We start from the raw sequence: 17,131 nt of genomic DNA on the forward strand, positions 1-17,131 counted from the left end.
CGGAGGTTGGCTTCGCGCCCCGTCTTCCGGGACGGCACGGACGGGCAGCCGCAAGGGTTCGGTAAGACGTCCGCGCATCCGGCACCAGGCCGGTGGCGGCTGCGCTGGCCCTGCGGAGGTGACGCGTTCCTGCGTAATCACGATTGCGTCCGAGATCGTCGGCACCCAGCACGACGCGGCGGCTGCGGCGATCGGGTCCGCCGAAACGGGATCGTGCGCCGGTCTACGGCGTACCCCCTACCGGAAACCGCGCGCATGGCTGCACCCACAACCCCGCCGCCCACCGCTGCCAACTAACAATCCCGTCCCGGTTCACGACCGGATGATCGCGCCGGGTGCGCGTCGGTGGCGACACGCACCCGACCACACATGGCTTACCTACCCGCCTCGTCGCAAGCGAACCAGTGTGACCTGTGTGGACGGTCATGGGAGCCTCACATCCACAGGAGTTCACGTCGGCTCCCCCCGCCCGTACGTGCGGCAGATGCGTACGGGCCCTCGGTCGCAGGCCCCGATGAAACGTCCGCGCGTTATCCGCTCTGAGTGGCAACGATCTCCCCAGACGGCGGTGCTCATTCTGGCCACTACTGATCCCAGCAGGTGAGCGGGACGCACCGCTCAACCCGCGCACAGTGACCTCCTTCGGCCACAACGCGACTAACCGGACATCGGACGCGTGTCGTGGACGTAGAGTGAAATTCGATATCTTCTTGCTCGCGCCTGAGCCTAGCAAGTCCTAAATGGCTCGTCAACGAATCGCACACAAGCACCTTTCATGACTTTTTCAGGGAGCCCGGGACACACTCTTCGCATTCTCGCCCTATAGTCCCTTGACCTGTCGTTCTTTCCGGGAATATGGTGCGTTTTCTGTTCAGGGGATTTCGCGGTGTGGACTGCGGCGAGCCGGAGAAGCCGGCCTTGTGGGTTGCGGGAGGAACTCACGATGAAAGTCAATGAGTTGGTCGAGCGCGCCTACTCGGCGTTGCTGGAGGATGCCGAGCGCGTCGGGCCTTTAACGCGCACTCATGTCGTCACGGTCGCCAGCCGACGCGGGCTTAGCGCCGAGGAGGCGGCGCACCTCCTTGGTCTGCTACTCGAAGCAAGGGCTTTGGAGGAGTCAGCGCAGCTGACGATCGGCTCGGGAGGAGCGCCTTCCGAGCTTTCACCTTCCCAGTCGGGCGCGGGAAGTGTCGGCGGAGAGTCGGCTTTTGAGATGCGGTACGCGATGCCAGGGAAGCTCGGCAAGCACCGGATCATGAATGCTGATCAAGAGGTCGCGCTCGGGCGCCGCATTCAGATCGGACTCCAGGCCAAAGAGGCCCTCGCTCGCGGCGAGGATTCCGCCGAGCTCAGGTCGCTGGCCAACGACGGTGATCTCGCGAGACACACCATGGTAGTCAATAACTGCAGGCTCGTTTTTGATATAGCCAAGGGCTTCATACCCCAGAGCGGTGAATTGGAGCTTGACGATCTCACGCAGGAAGGGATGCGGGGGCTGAATCGGGCCGCAGAGAAGTTCGACCCCAACCTGGGCTATAAGTTCTCCACCTACGCCACCTGGTGGATCAGGCAGTCAATCTCACGAGCCATAGCGGACACGAGCACGTCGGTAAGGCTGCCCGTGCATGTCTGGGAGCAGTGGCGACAGGTTGTCCGCTACCGCGGAGACTTCGAAACCCGTAACGGTCGACTGCCGAGCTTGGAGGAGATCGCCCAGGCCCTGGGAAAGGATCCGGGGACCCTCAAGGCGATCATCGAGTTCGCCTCACCTCTTGTGCATCTCGACACCGTGGTCTCCGACGATCCAGATGGCTCCACTCTGGGCTCGCTGGTCCTGCACAAGGTGGGCCCATCAGTGGAGGACGAGGTTCTCGACACTGCGGTGTTCCATGCGATCGAGAAGCGCATCGAGGAGATCGCCAAGAACTACGACCCGAGGTTCACGCGGATCCTTGAAGGGCGCGCTGGGCTCCACGGCCATGAGCAGATGACCCTGGAGGATCTCGGTCGCGAATTCAAGATCACCCGCGAACGCGTTCGGCAGCTTGAGAAGCGCATCTTGACGATCATCCGGGAGGACGCCATCGTCGCCGCCCTAGTTCACGACTACTTGGAGGGCCGCAATGAAGTGGCATGAGGCGGCCGAACGTTTCGTCGCTTGGCTGAACGACCGGGTAACGGCCGAAGGTCGCGGCGATGGGCGGACCGTGCTCGACGCCAACCCGGCCGGCGTCTTCTGGCTGGGTCGACTTGCCCCGGAGAGTGACGCAGCCAAGTCGGTGAAGCGTGAGCGCCGCATGGATCCGTGCGCGATCGGAATGCGTGCGCGGCCGGTGGCCGACAGCGCCTGGTCATTCACCGCTACGATCAAGGCCGTCGCCTGGAATCAGCTCGGCGGTGACAAATGGCAGAAGACCGACGGGATCCAGATCAGCGTTCCCATCGACGTGCGACCCGGCGATGAGAACCGAGCCTTCGGCGGAACGGCCGTCGCGGATGCCTTCGAGGCGGTCGGGGCTCCTGGTGTGGTCGCCGAACTGCGAGTGACCGATGAGTCATGGCGCGGAACGCCCGAACTGGTCATCGAGCTGGTTAACGTCACGCCCGACGACGTGCGCAAGCGAGGCGAGCGCCACCTGTTCGAGGTGGAGCTGGAGATCACCGGACTACGGACCGTGCCGTTCGAGCTGGAGTCCCTGCCCGACAGTTTCCGATACGACCGGCGTCTGCCAGCCATCGGGATCAACTGTGGCGTTGCCCTGCGCCCCGGCGGCAAGCTCGTGACCACCGACACCGTGGTAGTCGATCGGAAGCGGCCGGAGTACAACTTTGGCGGTACCGATCCGGCGGTCCTCGATCTGACCTTCGAGGGGCTTGCCTCCGATCCAGTGGCTCGTCTCACCGGCCTACTCCGGGCGTACCAGGCCTGGGGCGAGGCTCACTGGTCGGACGCCCAGCTGGCTCGTCGTGCCCGTGACGAGGGATGGCAGCCAGGGATGGTCGCGCAAGCGAGTCAGGCTGCGGGCGACTACCGTGACGAGCTTGACCGACTCAACCGAGGTCTGGCTGCCCTTAAGCGGGACAAACGACTTCGGTACGCCTTCTCACTGATGAATCTCGCCATGGCACGAGCCTCACATGGCAAGTACGACCAGTGGCGACCGTTCCAGATCGGCTTCGTCCTTTCGGTCCTGCCCAGCTTCGTCAAGGCGGACACCGACTGGAATCATGTCGAGACTGTCTGGTTCACCACCGGTGGCGGCAAGACTGAAACCTACTTGGCGCTCCTTGTTCTCGCCGCTTTCTACGATCGGTTGCGGGGAAAAAGATCGGGTATCACCGCGTGGAGCCGGTTCCCCCTGCGGATGCTGTCGCTCCAGCAGACCCAACGCTTCGCCGACGCCCTGGGGGCGGCCGAACTCGTCCGCCGAGATCACAATGTCGCTGGGGCGCCGCTCTCTCTTGGCTACTTCGTGGGGGCGAACGCCACCCCGAACGCCATCCCCATCGAGCCGACGGACTTCAACCCGATCGACGTCGAGGACGATGCCATGCCGGCGCGATATCTCATCCTGACGTCGTGTCCGTTCTGTGGCGCCAAGGACGTCTACACCAAGTTCAACCGCAGGATCTGGACGCTTCAGCATCTCTGCCGTGCCGGCGACTGCCCCAGCGGCGGCGAGCCCTTGCCGTTCTACATTGTCGACCAGGAGATCTACCGCTTCCTACCCACAGTGGTGATCGGCACTTTGGACAAGGCGTCGCTCATTGCGATGCAGGCCAACATGCGGGGCTTCCTCGAAGGCCCCGCTGGCAGATGCACACGGCCGATGCACGGCTACACCTACGCTCTGCGGAGTACTCGGCCCAATGGCTGCCTGGTGCCGGGCTGCAAAGCCGACGTCGAGCGGATCAAGGACGGCGAGCGCCCTGATTTCGCACCGTCCTTCCGGCTCCAGGACGAACTCCACCTGCTTCGTGATTCGTTGGGCGCTGTCGACTCCCATTACGAGTCGCTCATGGACTCGCTTCAAGAGCAGCTCACCGGGACTCGACCAAAGATCATCGCATCGTCGGCGACACTGACCGGCTACAACCGGCAGGTCGAGGTCCTCTACCAGAGGCCAGGACGTGTGTTCCCTGTGCCCGGCCCATCGGCGCGTGAGTCGTTCTGGAGCCGGGAGACTGACCAGCTACTGCGCAGGTTCGTCGCCGTATGGCCTCGCGGGGTGACGCTTGAGTGGGTCAACGATCGCACGCTGACGATCCTTCAGCAGTCCGTCCGGCGTCTGCGCGAGCAACCAGAAGACGTGTGCGCCGAAGTTGGAGTAGATTCAAGGTTCTCGGACTTCCTGCTGGACTTGTATGGCACCAACGTCATCTATGGGAACACCGTCCGCGACGTCGAGGCCGCCCTGCGTTCCACCGGTACCCAAGTACCAGTCGCTCCGCTGAATGTCGTGTCATTGACCGGACAGACTCAGTTCGAGCAGGTTCGGGAGGCGCTCGAACGACTTGAGCAACCCGAGGCCGAGTTCGACGAGCGCGTCCATGTGGTAACGGCGTCCTCCATGATGTCTCACGGCGTCGACGTCAACCGCCTGAACATCATGACCGTGCTGGGTGTGCCGCTGACGACGGCCGAGTTCATCCAGGCCACTGCACGTGTCGGTCGTGCTCACCCTGGCCTGATCTATGTCATTCATAAGATCGGGCGGGAGCGGGACGCCACGGTGTTCTCCCACTTTGAGCCCTTCGTCCAGCAAGGCGACCGATTCGTCGAACCGATACCCGTGACCCGATCGAGCCGACGCGTCCTGGAGTTGACGACACCCGCGGCGATCGAATCACGCCGTCTGTTCATTCATGAACCGAAGTCTTCCGGTAAGCGCCTGACAACCGTCGATCTGCTCCGCAGGTACTTCGCCACCATCGGAGTAGGAGCCGAGGAGGAGGCACGGGCTTGCGCGGCCGCCCTTGGCATCGATGAAACCAAGCATCTGGCCTTCAACGACGTCATGGAACAACTGGAGGCCTATTTCGCGCGGCTTGAGGACACCGGCTTCGGAGCGAGATTCCCGAACGAGCTCTTCGACCGCGACCGTCGGCCCATGCTCTCACTTCGCGATGTCGAAACCCAGGTCCCCGTCAGCGACGACTAATACCGGAGACTCCCATGAAAGACCAGCGCAGCGGAACGCAGATTCTCTATGGGTTCCTCCCTGAACAAACGGGTGACCTCCGGCGTGGTGTCTGGAAGTCGGTTGAGTGGAAGGATCCGATCGCCCTCGACGTCGAGGACAGCCTCATCCGACGGCGACTGATCGAGGAGATGGAGGGCTGGGCGGCCGGGGCTGGCGGTCTCGACCCGAGCGTGGTCAAATCGCTCTATTCACGGGCGTCCATCGAAGTTGTGAGCGTCAACCGGCATCAGGGGGTCCGGGTCGAACGATTCCCCGAAGTCTGGGTCTGCAGAATCTGCCGCCGCGTAGAGACCGGCAGCCCGAAGAAATGTGGCGGCGGTCACGACAACTGGCAGCAATTGCACTTCGTGGGCTACCACGAATGCGGTCGCCTTGAAGCGCCGCACATTCCACGTTGCTCAGTACATCACGAGACACGAATGCGCCATCAGTCAAGCATCGAAGCGGCGCGAATCGTCTTCGACTGCCCCCAATGCGACCGGGTCCTGCAGCGCGGGCTCGGTAGTCGCGTGTGTCCGTGCGGTCGTCAATACTCCGATCGACGTGGCGCCAAACTCCTCACCTACAACGTGCACCGCGCGACCAGCGTCTACTCTCCCCAGACTTTCGTCCTCATCAACCCGGCGAGCATGGAGCAGATGCGGAGACTGACCGCTGGCGGTGGCCAACGACGAGCACTAGCCTGGGCTCTCGGCGGTTTCGAGGGGACACCAGACATCCAGCGCACAACGGGCTCGTCCTTCGTCGAGGAGTTGCTGGCCAAGAACTTTTCTCGCGAACTCGCGGAGCAACTGGCGGCGCACGCGAAGGCGGCTGGAGAACTCGCCGATGAGGATGACCTCGGGCACTTGACGCACGCGGCTGGTCCCGTGATCGAGGCCGCCGAGCGAGACGCCGTCGACATCGCGCTCGCGACAAGCGAGTCCCGGATCAGAGTCCCCGACCTTGTCACTGGCAATATCACCGACGAGGCACGGAGCCTCTTCGAGCGAGACTATCCCGCGTCCGTGCGGCGGGCCGGGTTCTCCAACGTCGACCTAGTCGACCGGTTTCCCGTCCTCAAAGCGGTCTACGGTTTCACCCGTGGCGGACTGAACCCAGGCGAAGCCCGCCTGAGCCGCTTCCACGGCAAGGGCAACAGCTACCGGGTCTACGCTGACCTGCAAAAGGCCGAAGCCTTGATGTTCCAACTCGACCCGGTCCGCGTCTACGACTGGCTAGTCCACAGGGGACACCATCTCCCTGCGGCCGACGACGAGCGAGCCACCCGCACGGCTATCGCTCGGGCCAACATCCCGAATCGTTTCACCGAATCCGGCCCAGGCCCTCGGTCACTCGGGGAGGATCTCCTGACGCTGACCCACTCATACGCCCACCGCGCCATCAGGCAGCTCGCCGTCTTCGCCGGCGTCGACCGCGAGGGTCTAGGCGAGTATCTCGTTCCTCGGCACTGCACCTTCTTCATCTTCGCGGCCACCCGCGGCGATTTCGTACTAGGTGGACTTCAAGCCGTCTTCGAAAACGACCTAGACAAGTTCCTCAATACGCTCGTCTCCGCCGAATCTCGTTGCGCGCTGGACCCCGCATGCGGCCGGAACGGAGGAGCCTGTCACGCCTGCTTGCACCTCGGTGAACCTACCTGCAACCACTTCAATCGCTTCCTCGACAGGAGGCACCTGTTCGGCAACCAAGGTTATCTAGCCGCGACTCGACCAGCCTGACACGAGCAGCCCCTCCAGCAGGCCCCGCGCCGTCGTGTCTCTACCCGCTTGAACCTGCAGGCCATGCGGCCCAGCAGATCCTCCAGCACCGTCTGCCGCCGTCCAGGATCTACGCTGGGCCCGCTGACCACCACGCGATCTTCGGTCGTCCTCACACACACCCATGATCACGCGGTGGCAGTCTGCATGCTCCGACACTCCCACCCTACGGCGTCGACCTCCGCGACATACAGATCGCCGCACACCACGCCGACCCAGGCACCACGATGCGCTACGAGCGGGCCCGCAACAACTTTGATCGACACCTCGACTTCATCCTCGCCGCCTACGTGGCCTCCGGCACCCGAACAACCCCAATATGCCAGATCGGCCGTTAACTTGACGTGCCTGAACGCGGAGCCATGGAGTAACAAAAGACGACGACCGATGCGCGCTGTACGATCTACCTGCTATCGCGGTCGGTTGGGTGAACTCTTAGAGGGGGTGCTCATCGCCACCATCAACCTCATCCTCCAGTTCGCCCTTATTTGGCTTACGTGTTTCCGGCTCTTGTTCGACAACGCCGTCGGTGCGGTAGTAGCGAAAGGCGCTGGGATACGTCCTTTGATTATCCTTGTACATAATCGCCCAGCCTACCAGTGCGCTGATCTGCCACCCCTCGGGCATGTGCTGCGAGACGAACCGGAACGCCTGGTCTGCGGTCATCTCCTCTTCAGGGACGGTGACGATCATGGTGCGAAACGGCGGAAAGCGCTGTTGGAACCGGAAGTTGAACGGAAGTCCGTCCTTGATGGCTTGGAGTACCGCCTGAAGTGATTGGGGGCCCGGGGTGAGGCCTGTGACTTCGCTAGAGAGATCGATTGGATATTCCAGGTCAAAGTGATTCTCTCTATTTTTGGTCGAGTCTCGCTCTCGACCGGGGTCGTTGATGCCGAACCCCCGGTTGTTCCACACGATCCTTCCGGTCTTGAGGTGGCGCTTGATCAGCATCTTTTCAGGGGAGACGGCGGATAGATCCTCTTCGACGAACAGGCAACGAAATGACATTTCGTCGAGAGAGATTCCGACCCTGCCTGAGAGCTTGAATAGATGGTCTCCAAGGCGCTTGTGTAGCGGCTGATCGGCCTTCCCGACATAGGTGAGTTCGCGTTCCTTGCCGGGCTCCTGGCGAAAGAGCTGATAGACGCCGGACATGCTCGGCAACCCGAGTTTCTGGGCATGCGCGGGGAGTGCGTCGAGGTTCTCTTGCGTGAGTGGCGCTGGTTCCAGGCGGTCCAGCGCGGCGTAGAGTTGCGTGCTCAGCGCCTCGGTGATGCTGAGCCTGAACTGGTTGCTGAACTGGTTGCTCACGCGAGGTCCCGTCCTGGCTCGGGGCGGATCGCCGTCGCCACGCGGTCAGCGAGACCAGTGATCATGATCTGCAGTTTCTCTCACCGCTTCCGGCGTCGGCTCCGGCGTGGTCTCGGCCCGATTATTGCAGGTTTGGGAGGTCCAGGCCCGTCGGAGTGGTGGGCGATCAAGAGGTGGCAGGGCTGACCCGAGTCACTCAAGGGTTCGAAGGAATCTTTGGGCGCTGCCCAACGAGACGATCGCTCCGCGGTACGCTTTCCACATGGCTGATCAGTCAAGTTCCACTTCGTCTTCCAGGACCAGCGTCGAACTCTTCGCGGGCGGTGGCGGGCTGGCCATGGGGGTTGAGCACGCCGGCTTCCGGCCGCTGCTGTTCAACGAGTACGCCAAGCGCGCCTGTGAGACTCTCGTGGAGAACAGGGCGGACCGTTACGACGCTGAGGGTGACGTCCCGCCGATCCCCGGGCCGGGCGATCGCCCCCCACTGGTCGAGGGCGACGTCAGCAAGGTGGACTTCGACTACCTCAAGGGGAGGGTTGACCTCCTCGCCGGTGGACCGCCGTGCCAGCCCTTCAGTCTCGGGGGGGTGGCCAGGGGTGACGAGGACGACCGTAACGGGTTCCCTCACATGTTCCGGGCCATCCGGGAGATGGAGCCCAAGGCCGTCGTCTGCGAGAACGTCCGAGGGCTCCTGCGGCCCTCGTTCGCGCCGTACTTCGAGTACATCAAGCGCGAGCTCTCACTTCCGTTCGAGGAGCGGAGGGACGGCGCCGCCTGGCGTGAGCATGACGAGGTACTTCGGCACATGCTGGAGACCGCGACCGTTGAGCCCCACGCGCGTTATGACGTGCGGCACTTCCCCGTCAACGCGGCTGACTATGGCGTCCCGCAGATCAGGAACCGAGTTATCCTCATCGCCTTTCGGCGCGACCTCGGGATCGACTGGGACCGCTTCCAAGACCTCGTACGGCCCCGTCACTCCGAGGCGAGCCTGCACGAGGACATGGCCAGCGGTGCCTACTGGGACCGGCACCCCGAAGTCCCCAGGGAGGTCCGAGAGAGAGTTATGGCACGGGTCCCGCGACAGACACCCGAACCGCTTGACGGAGAACGGCTCCTGCCGTGGCGTACGTTCCGAGACGCTCTCAAGGGAATCGATGGACAGAAGCCCTTGCCGCCGGTAGAGCGTCTCGACCGCAAGGAGTACTTCCTGGGGGGCTTCACCGATCACATCGGCTGGCCGGACGCCCGAATATATCCCGGGCACACGCCCAACGAACTCGACCGGCCCGCGAAGACGGTCAAGGCGGGGGTCCACGGTGTACCCGGCGGGGAGTCGGTGATGATGCTGGATGACGGCAGCCACCGTTACATGACGGTACGCGAGACCGCTCGTGTCATGACCTTCCCCGACGACTGGAAACTGTGCGGTCCCCGCGGGGAGAAGATGCGACAACTCGGCAATGCGGTGCCGGTGCTGCTCGGCAAGGTGTTCGCTGAGGCGGTCGCCACAGTCCTACAGGAAGCCGAACAGCACACATGACCGAATCGACCGACGATGGGCGTGGCCGGTGGAAGGACAGGCCACCACCGGCGCGTGCGTGGAAGGGCCGTCCAGGACTTAGCCGAGCATCGCGGACGGCTGAGCAGGATCGTGCCGCCGGCGGGCGTGGTCGCCGTCTCGTCGCACTGGGCGGCGGCCGTACTGCCCGCGCCTCAGTTGAGCTCAAGGTCCTTCCCAACACCCGACGGATCCGCGCCTATTTGCGCTGGTCTGATGGCGGTAAGACGACCGAGAAATACCTTGGTGAGGTATCGGAGACGACGAGAGCACGTAACCTCGCGACGGCCTGGCGAATGGCGTTTGAGCAAGAACTTCTCGTTGCTGCCGAGAAGGCTGATGGCTCATGGGCGAGCTCACCCAGTGTCCGTACGGTCATGCGAGCCAACCGCAGCCGAGACACCAAGCCGGAACTCGCGCTGCGGTCGGCCGCTCACAGACTCGGGCTCCGGTATCGGGTGGATACGGCTCCGGTCAAGGGCCTAAGGCGACGAGCCGACCTGGTCTTCACCAGGGCTAGGGTCGCTGTCTTCTCTGATGGCTGCTACTGGCACGGGTGTCCGGAGCACTACCGACCAGCGCGCAAGAACGGCCAGTTCTGGGACGACAAGATCTCGACTAACCGTGCGAGGGATCAGGACACGGACGTAAGGCTCGCCGACGCCGGCTGGCTCGTCATTCGCGTGTGGGAGCACGAGGATCCAGCGGAGGCTGCCGACCGTGTTGCTCAAGCAGTCCGAGGTCGTCTCGCGTAGCGGCCGCGTCTGGGGGCGTTGAGCAAGTTCGGCCAGAGCGAGGATCGCGCCGTTTGGACCTGGTGTGTCTCGACCAATCGGATGGGTTCGGTTCACCCAGTCGACGCCACCACCGCGAAACACGGCATCGGCCTCCGGGACGCCCTCCCCGCCTCATCAACCGGCAGCCATGGCTGCCCTCCGCCGCCTGAGACCGACTCACCCCACCTCAACCTGCTGACCAGTCACACGTCGGCTTCTACTGAATTTTATGCGTGCACTCCTTTCTGCGGATCACCCTCCTTGAGGAAACCGCTTCCCGGCGCCTCTCCATGCAGCTCCTCGGTCTACGGCCTGATGTCCAAATCGTGCCTATTGTTCACTCGCGAGTAAATCGTCTGGCCTCATTGTGGAGAGATTTACCTTCGGGGTGCCGTGACTGGCAGTCGAGGTGCCCAGTCTCCATCTACGATCGCTCGACGTCGTTATAGCTTCGCGGTCATGGAGGTCCACCGTGACCGGCCGTGTGATCAAGTCCATGAAGGTGGAGACTTGTCTGGTACTTGTCAGCGAGTAGTGAATCGGCTCTGCTGCCTTGGTATCGCGGGTGCTGTCTTGGTGACCCCAGGCTGTGGTGGAGAGTCCAGGGCGGTTGCTTTGCCCTCGTTGACGGATTCAGGTACGCCACGGCCCTCACTGTCAAACGCGAATGAAGAGCACGCCGTGGCGTCGGCGTACACAAAATTTGTCGCGATGCTCGACCGCGCGGACTCTCTTCCCGCCGAGTTTCGTAAGCGGGACCTCGCTACGGTCATGGTCGACCCCCAGCTTTCGCGTGTGCTGCGACGTGTTGAAGAGATGAAGAAGCAGCACATCGCGACCTACGGCCAGGTTGCCGTTCGCATAAAGAGTGTTCAGTTGACTGCGAGTGGCGCCACGGTGTTTGACTGCCAGGACTCCAGTAACGCTGGAATTCTACACTCGATCACAGGTAAGAAGATTAACCGTGGGGTCCGGGAGGGAAGCACCAAGGCGCTGCTGGTGAAGGGAGCTGATGGCCAGTGGCGGGTCAGAAAATCTATCACGATCGGGGAAGGGTGCTGACGGGTGGAAGTCGTTGCGCCCATGCTCGGGGTTGGTCTTCTTGTTTGCTCGTCCGTTGCGGCGCCGCCTCCGCGAGATCCGCTGCCGCCGGACGCGAACTTGTACAGCTATAACTTCGGTGCCCAGGATGGCGGGCGGCCGGCAGGCGGTGGGCGAACGTCTGCCGCTGCACCGAGAGGGAACCACGCGGATGTTCCGCAGGAGCCGGGGCCGCGTGATTGCCAGACACTGAGCGAATACGTGCAGGTGGTCTGCCCGAAAGCAGGCGAGGGCGGCAACGCGTCCAAGGTCTCTCCGGCCGAGCTGGCGTTGATCAAGTGGGCGCGTATGCCGATTCCGGCTCCGGTGGTGCGGACGGCGCCGCCGCGCCGGAGGGGTGGCCTGGTTGGGCTGCCGGAGTGGTTCTGGGTGACCAACTGGCATTCCCTGAGCGGTCGCGTGTCGGCTCGGAACGCGTGGGTTGAGGTGACTGCTCGTCCGCAGAGCATGACGATCGCCCCGGGACCCGGCGAGCCGGTCGTCCGCTGCTCGGGACCCGGTACGGCCTATGACAAGACGCGGTCGGCCGCGTCGCAGCGCACCGATTGCTCCTACACCTTCGCGCGGTCTTCGTTGCATGAGCCCGGTCGGGCGTATCGGGTGCGAGTGACTGTGCTGTGGGGCGGCACGTGGCGTGGTTCGGATGGGTCCGGTGGTGCCCTTCCGCCGTTGAGCCGGTCCACGACTTTCCGGTTGCGGGTGGCCGAGGCGCAGGCGCTTTACGGATAAGGGTAGGTATGAAATCGAGTGGCCGACTGTTGCCGGGGCCTATCGCTGCCAAGACCGTGGGCGGTGCGGGTGCGCCGTCGTCCAAGCGACTGGCGCGGCAGCGCCGTCCAGGGGTGATCGTGGCAGCGGTGCTGCTGTTGGTGCTGGCTGTGGCGACCAACGTGTATCTGTTCCGCTCCTCGGGCAACCGAGTCTCGGTCGTCAGGGTGGCGCGTGATGTCGCGGTCGGGCACAAGATCACGCAAGCCGATCTCGACAAGGCTCGGGTCCCGGTGGTGCCGGGCGTGACGGTGATCCCAGGCCGTCAACTCGAGCAGGTCGTCGGGCAGCGGGCCGCCGTGGGGCTGCGGAAAGGGACGCTCCTCGCGGCCTCGCAGCTGACCGCGGAACAGAGCCCTCCGGAGGGACGGGCACTGGTCACCGTGCCGTTGAAGGCGAGCGCGATGCCGCCCGGGCTGGCTCCCGGCTGGAGTGTCCGAGTGGTGTTCACCTTCGGCAATCAGGGACAGGAGCCCGTGGCCGGCGCTTCGCAGAGCCGCGCCCACACCACCGCCCTGCGGGACGTCGCTGCGGTGGTCGATGAGGTGGACGGGCCGGACGCCGAGGGCGCGATGACGGTGTCCTTGATCGTGCCCGATGCCGACAGCAGCGCCGTGGCGCGGCAGGCGGCCGCCGGGATGGTCGTCCTCGTGGTGACGGAAAGGCGGGGTTGACCGTGGCGCTGCATTGCGTGGTCTCGCCGGGCGGATCGCCGGGTGTCACGACCACCGCGTTGGGGCTGGCCATTACATGGCCGGGGGAAGCGCTGCTGGCCGAATGCGACCCGATGGGGCGCCGTGTGCTGCCGGGCTTCATGGCGGACCGGCTCCGCGAGTCGGCCGGCCCGGGGCTGCTCGGCTTGGCAATGGCCGCAGAGTCCGGTCCGAACGTCCCGCTTCCGCTGGACGACTATCTGGTTCCCATCCCGGGCGCGGACTCCGCGACGGTGCTGCATGGTGTCCGCGATCCTCGGCACGGCGTGCGCCTAGAGCCGTTGTGGGGCCGACTGGCAGAGGTGTTGGCCTCGCGGCCAGGCGATGTGATCGCGGATCTCGGGCGCATCGGCGGCCGGGACACACCGGGCGCCTTGCTGCGGGCGGCGCAGACCGTGGTCATGGTGTTGAAGCCGACGTTGACGCAGGTCGATGTCGCCGGTCCACGACTCGACGCCCTGAAGGATCTACTGGGCGATCGCGCGACGATCGGACTGTGTCTGCTCGTGGATGGGCCCTACAGAGCAGCGGAAGTCGAACGCGTCCTTGGGACGCCGGTGCTGGCTGAACTGCCGTGCTCACCTACCGATGCCCAAGTCCTCTCGGATGGTGCTCGGCCCCGCAGGACCTTCAGGACGTCGCTGCTTCTGCGGTCGTTCAAGTGTCTCGGTCGGCGCCTCCGCGCGACCACCGAGTCATCGTCGACGGACATCGCAGGCGAGAGCGGTCCGGTCCTATCCGGTGCCGGTGCTCGGGGCGACCGGTGAGCGCGTCCGGCTGGACGTTCGCCAGGCCGCAGGGAGTCCGCTACGCCGGCCCCGCGTCCGCTGGAACAGCCTCGCCGGATGAGGCGGACGACGCGAACGTGTGGACGGCGGTCCGTGAGGTGTCCGCGCAGCTCGTGGACGTCCTGACCGATGGCATCGACCGGATACGGGCACGGCAGCTGATCGACGCGCAGGTCCAGGCGTGGGCGCATGGGCTGCTGACGTCCGGAAAGGTGATGTCGGCGGAGGCGCTGCGCGAGATCGCTCGGCTGGTCTTCGACCGCAGGTTCGGGCTCGGCCCATTGCAGCCCTACCTGGACCGTTCCGACGTCGAGAACATCGTCGTCAACGGGTGCCGACAGACCTGGATCAGCTACACCGACGGCACCAAGCGACCAGGGCCACCGGTCGCCGAAACCGATGACGACCTCATCGAGTGGGTTCAACTGCTGGCGCGCCGCGGGAACACCGGTCGCGAGTTCTCCCACGCCTCGCCGCTGCTGGACGCCGCGCTGTCTGACGGTGTCCGGCTGGCCGTGGTGGGTTGGGTGTCCAGGCGCCCGCATCTGGCGATCCGGGTGCACCGGCTGGTCGATGTCACGCTGCGGCAGCTCACCGACATCGGCACCCTGACTGAGCCCCTGGAAGCGTTCCTGAAAGCGGCGATCCGGGCCCGGCGCAACGTCATCGTGTGCGGAGAGGTCAACACCGGCAAGACGACGCTGGTACGTGCGCTGGCCAACGAGATTCCGCCCGAGGAGCGGGTCATCACGTTGGAGAGTGACTTCGAGCTGTTCCTGGACGACCCGCGCCTGGCGCACCGCCATCACGACGTCGTCGCCATGGAGGCCCGGCAGGCCAACGCCGAGGGCGCGGGCGAGGTCCGCTTGCAGGACCTGGTGCCGGCGTGCCTGCGCCTGAATCCCGACCGGGTGATCGTAGGCGAGGCGCGGCACGGAGAGCTGGCGCCCATGCTGGAGGTGATGTACTCCGGGGCTCGCGGCTCGATGTGCACCCTTCACGTCCACCGGCCGGAACACGTGTTCAGCCGCGTTGTCCAACTCGGCCGCCGTGCCGATCTCGGCCTCGGGGCCGATGACGTGCACCTGATGTTCGGGCTGGCCGAGCCCGTGATCGTCTACCTGGAGCGGGACCAGGCGAGCAATAAACGGTTCGTGTCCCAGGTGATGGAGATCGGGCCACCGGCGGACGCGGTCGAACCGACCCGCAACCTCATCTTCACCCCTGGGCCCGACGGACGAGCCACCCCGGCGGGTGGGCACATCAGCGGCGCCCTCCTCGATGAACTCGTGGCGCAGGGCTTCGATCCCGAGATGCTCAATCCCGGTCCGGACGCAGGGGGCTGGCTGTGACGAGCGTGCTCGCCGCCCTGGCCGGCGTGTGCGCCGCCGGATCCGTCCTCACGCTCGTGGGTGGACTTCGTGCGCCCGAGCCCGCGGAACGGCGAGCGCGCCCGCCATCGCGGTTGCAGATGGCTTTGCGCTCGTCGGCCTGGCCGGGACGCCGTAATCGGTTGCTCGCCGCTGCCGTGGCGGCCCTCGCGGTATTTCTGCTGTCCGGCTGGCCGGTTGCCGCCCTCGCGATGGGTGCCGGTGTGTATGCGGTTCCGCCGATGCTGTCGGGACGGGCATCGCAACGCCGGATCGCGCGCCTGGAGGCACTGGCGCAATGGTCCCGCCGACTGGCCGAGATGATGGGCGCCAGCCGCGGACTGGAACAAGCCCTGGCCGACAGCGCCCGCATCGCGCCCGAGGCGATCCGCGCCCCGGTGACCGTCCTGGCCGAACGGCTGAACAACCACGCCAACACCGAGCAGGCGCTCCGGGTGTTCGCCGACGAGCTGGACGACCCAATCGCCGATCTGATCGCTTGCGCGCTGGTGCTGGCCTCACGTCGGCGCGGTCCCGGGACGCGGGAGGCGTTGCGCCTACTGGCCGACGCGGTGGAACACGAGGTTCTCGTCCGCCGGGACGTCGAGGCCGAACGCGCGGGGCTGCGTACGACACTGATCGTCATCGTCGCGTCCGTCGTCGCCCTGAGCGCGCTGTTCGCCTCGTCTCAGACGTTCGCCGCGCCCTACAGCACCGCTCTCGGACAGACGGTCATGGCCGTGGTCGTCGCTATCTACACGGCGGGACTCTGGTGGATGCGGCAGCTGGCGGCGCTGTCGACCGGGGCTCGGTTTCTGCGCACTGCCCGTCGCACGGCCGCCGCCGACCGGGGAGCCGAGCTGTGACCGTGATCGCCGCTGTCGCCGGGTGCCTGGGCGCTGTCGGCCTCATCATGCTTATCGGCGAACTTCGCCCCGCGCCGCCGCGCCTGGATGCCGCCTTGGCCCGCATCCAGCCCGTGCCGAACCACCAGCCGACCGGCGACCGTCTGAACGTCCGCGACAGCGTAGGACGGTGGCTTGCCGATCGCGTCGCGCGTCCAGCCGGGCTGCTCGCCCTACCTCGGATTGATCTGCCGTTGCTCGGACGCCCGGTCGAACGGTTCATGCTCGACAAGCTGACCCTGTTCGTCACCGGGCTGGTCGTCCCGTCCGTCTTCAGTGGCCTGGTGGCGTTGGCCGGCGGCTCACCGTCGTGGACGTTCCCGGTCGTTGCCGGGCTCGTCCTGGCCGCGATCCTGTGGATGGTCCCGGACTGGAATGTGCGGTCCCAGGCTCGCCAGCGCCGCCGCGACTTTCGGTACGCCTTCACGTCCTACCTTCAACTCGTGGTCCTGGAACGTGAGGCCGGAGCCGCGTTGAACGCCGCGCTGGAGAACCCCGCGAAGATCACCGAGGGGTGGCCGTTCCAGCGTGTCCACGAGGCGCTGACGCGCGCCCGTCACGCCCAGCAGCAGCCCTGGCGGGCTCTCGCCCAACTCGGCGAGGAGATCGGTGTCCGCGACCTGATCGACCTGGCGCACACGGCCGAGATCGCCGGAAGCGAGGGCGCCAAGATGCATGACGTCTTGGTCGCCAAGATCACCTCAATGCGGCACGAAGCGTCCGCCGCCGCACGCGCCGAGGCCAACTCGCGGACCACCGCCATGTGGGTACCGACCAGCCTGCTCATGCTCGGCTTCGTGATCCTGGTCGGCTTCCCGTTCTTCTCCAAACTTCTCGCGTCCGGCTGAGCACCCCGGACGACCGCACCAACGCA

At 65.1% G+C, this 17,131-nt stretch carries 12 protein-coding genes; 11 read left to right on the forward strand and 1 reads right to left on the reverse strand.

The window, feature by feature from the left end:
- Positions 1 to 943 precede the first annotated feature (943 nt).
- The 3 genes from ACGFK0_RS27985 to ACGFK0_RS27995 are packed head-to-tail and all read left to right on the forward strand — an operon-like array spanning position 944 to position 6,925.
- Positions 944 to 2,137 carry an RNA polymerase sigma factor RpoD/SigA gene (locus tag ACGFK0_RS27985; RefSeq protein ID WP_392909987.1) on the forward strand — a complete coding sequence of 398 codons (1,194 nt, stop codon included), beginning with the start codon at positions 944 to 946 and terminating at the stop codon, positions 2,135 to 2,137.
- Positions 2,124 to 5,162, forward strand: a complete 3,039-nt coding sequence (locus tag ACGFK0_RS27990; protein ID WP_392909989.1) for a helicase C-terminal domain-containing protein — start codon at positions 2,124 to 2,126, stop codon at positions 5,160 to 5,162. Before ACGFK0_RS27985 ends, ACGFK0_RS27990 begins: the two co-directional genes overlap by 14 nt.
- Before the next feature lie 14 nt (positions 5,163 to 5,176).
- Entirely contained in the window at positions 5,177 to 6,925 is a 1,749-nt protein-coding gene (locus ACGFK0_RS27995) for a hypothetical protein (protein WP_392909991.1), read from the forward strand.
- A 474-nt stretch (positions 6,926 to 7,399) separates the two neighbouring features.
- On the opposite strand, the gene ACGFK0_RS28000 is transcribed toward ACGFK0_RS27995, so the two are convergent.
- Positions 7,400 to 8,275 carry a hypothetical protein gene (locus tag ACGFK0_RS28000; RefSeq protein ID WP_392909993.1) on the reverse strand — a complete coding sequence of 292 codons (876 nt, stop codon included), beginning with the start codon at positions 8,273 to 8,275 and terminating at the stop codon, positions 7,400 to 7,402.
- A gap of 262 nt (positions 8,276 to 8,537) precedes the next feature.
- Here ACGFK0_RS28000 and ACGFK0_RS28005 point away from each other — a divergent pair, with 262 nt between their 5' ends.
- The 8 genes from ACGFK0_RS28005 to ACGFK0_RS28040 all read left to right on the forward strand — a co-directional run bounded on the left by ACGFK0_RS28005 (position 8,538) and on the right by ACGFK0_RS28040 (position 17,105).
- On the forward strand, positions 8,538 to 9,818 hold the full coding sequence (locus tag ACGFK0_RS28005) for a DNA cytosine methyltransferase (RefSeq protein ID WP_392909995.1): 1,281 nt from the start codon (positions 8,538 to 8,540) through the stop codon (positions 9,816 to 9,818).
- 395 nt (positions 9,819 to 10,213) lie between these two features.
- A complete protein-coding gene (locus ACGFK0_RS28010) occupies positions 10,214 to 10,591 on the forward strand; it encodes a very short patch repair endonuclease (protein WP_392909998.1) in 378 nt (125 codons plus the stop codon).
- A 702-nt stretch (positions 10,592 to 11,293) separates the two neighbouring features.
- A complete protein-coding gene (locus ACGFK0_RS28015) occupies positions 11,294 to 11,674 on the forward strand; it encodes a hypothetical protein (RefSeq protein ID WP_392910000.1) in 381 nt (126 codons plus the stop codon).
- Between the two features lie 887 nt (positions 11,675 to 12,561).
- On the forward strand, positions 12,562 to 13,155 hold the full coding sequence (locus ACGFK0_RS28020; protein ID WP_392910002.1) for an SAF domain-containing protein: 594 nt from the start codon (positions 12,562 to 12,564) through the stop codon (positions 13,153 to 13,155).
- Complete coding sequence (locus ACGFK0_RS28025) at positions 13,152 to 13,961, forward strand: hypothetical protein (RefSeq protein WP_392910005.1); 810 nt, start codon at positions 13,152 to 13,154, stop codon at positions 13,959 to 13,961. Before ACGFK0_RS28020 ends, ACGFK0_RS28025 begins: the two co-directional genes overlap by 4 nt.
- Complete coding sequence (locus ACGFK0_RS28030; protein ID WP_392910007.1) at positions 13,958 to 15,334, forward strand: CpaF family protein; 1,377 nt, start codon at positions 13,958 to 13,960, stop codon at positions 15,332 to 15,334. The genes ACGFK0_RS28025 and ACGFK0_RS28030 overlap by 4 nt, the downstream gene beginning before the upstream one ends.
- Complete coding sequence (locus ACGFK0_RS28035) at positions 15,331 to 16,218, forward strand: type II secretion system F family protein (RefSeq protein WP_392910009.1); 888 nt, start codon at positions 15,331 to 15,333, stop codon at positions 16,216 to 16,218. The genes ACGFK0_RS28030 and ACGFK0_RS28035 overlap by 4 nt, the downstream gene beginning before the upstream one ends.
- A complete protein-coding gene (locus tag ACGFK0_RS28040; protein ID WP_392910011.1) occupies positions 16,215 to 17,105 on the forward strand; it encodes a hypothetical protein in 891 nt (296 codons plus the stop codon). Before ACGFK0_RS28035 ends, ACGFK0_RS28040 begins: the two co-directional genes overlap by 4 nt.
- Positions 17,106 to 17,131 lie beyond the last annotated feature (26 nt).

This window comes from Spirillospora sp. NPDC048823 (assembly GCF_043198445.1).
In the GTDB taxonomy this organism is placed as follows: Bacteria; Actinomycetota; Actinomycetes; order Streptosporangiales; family Streptosporangiaceae; genus Spirillospora.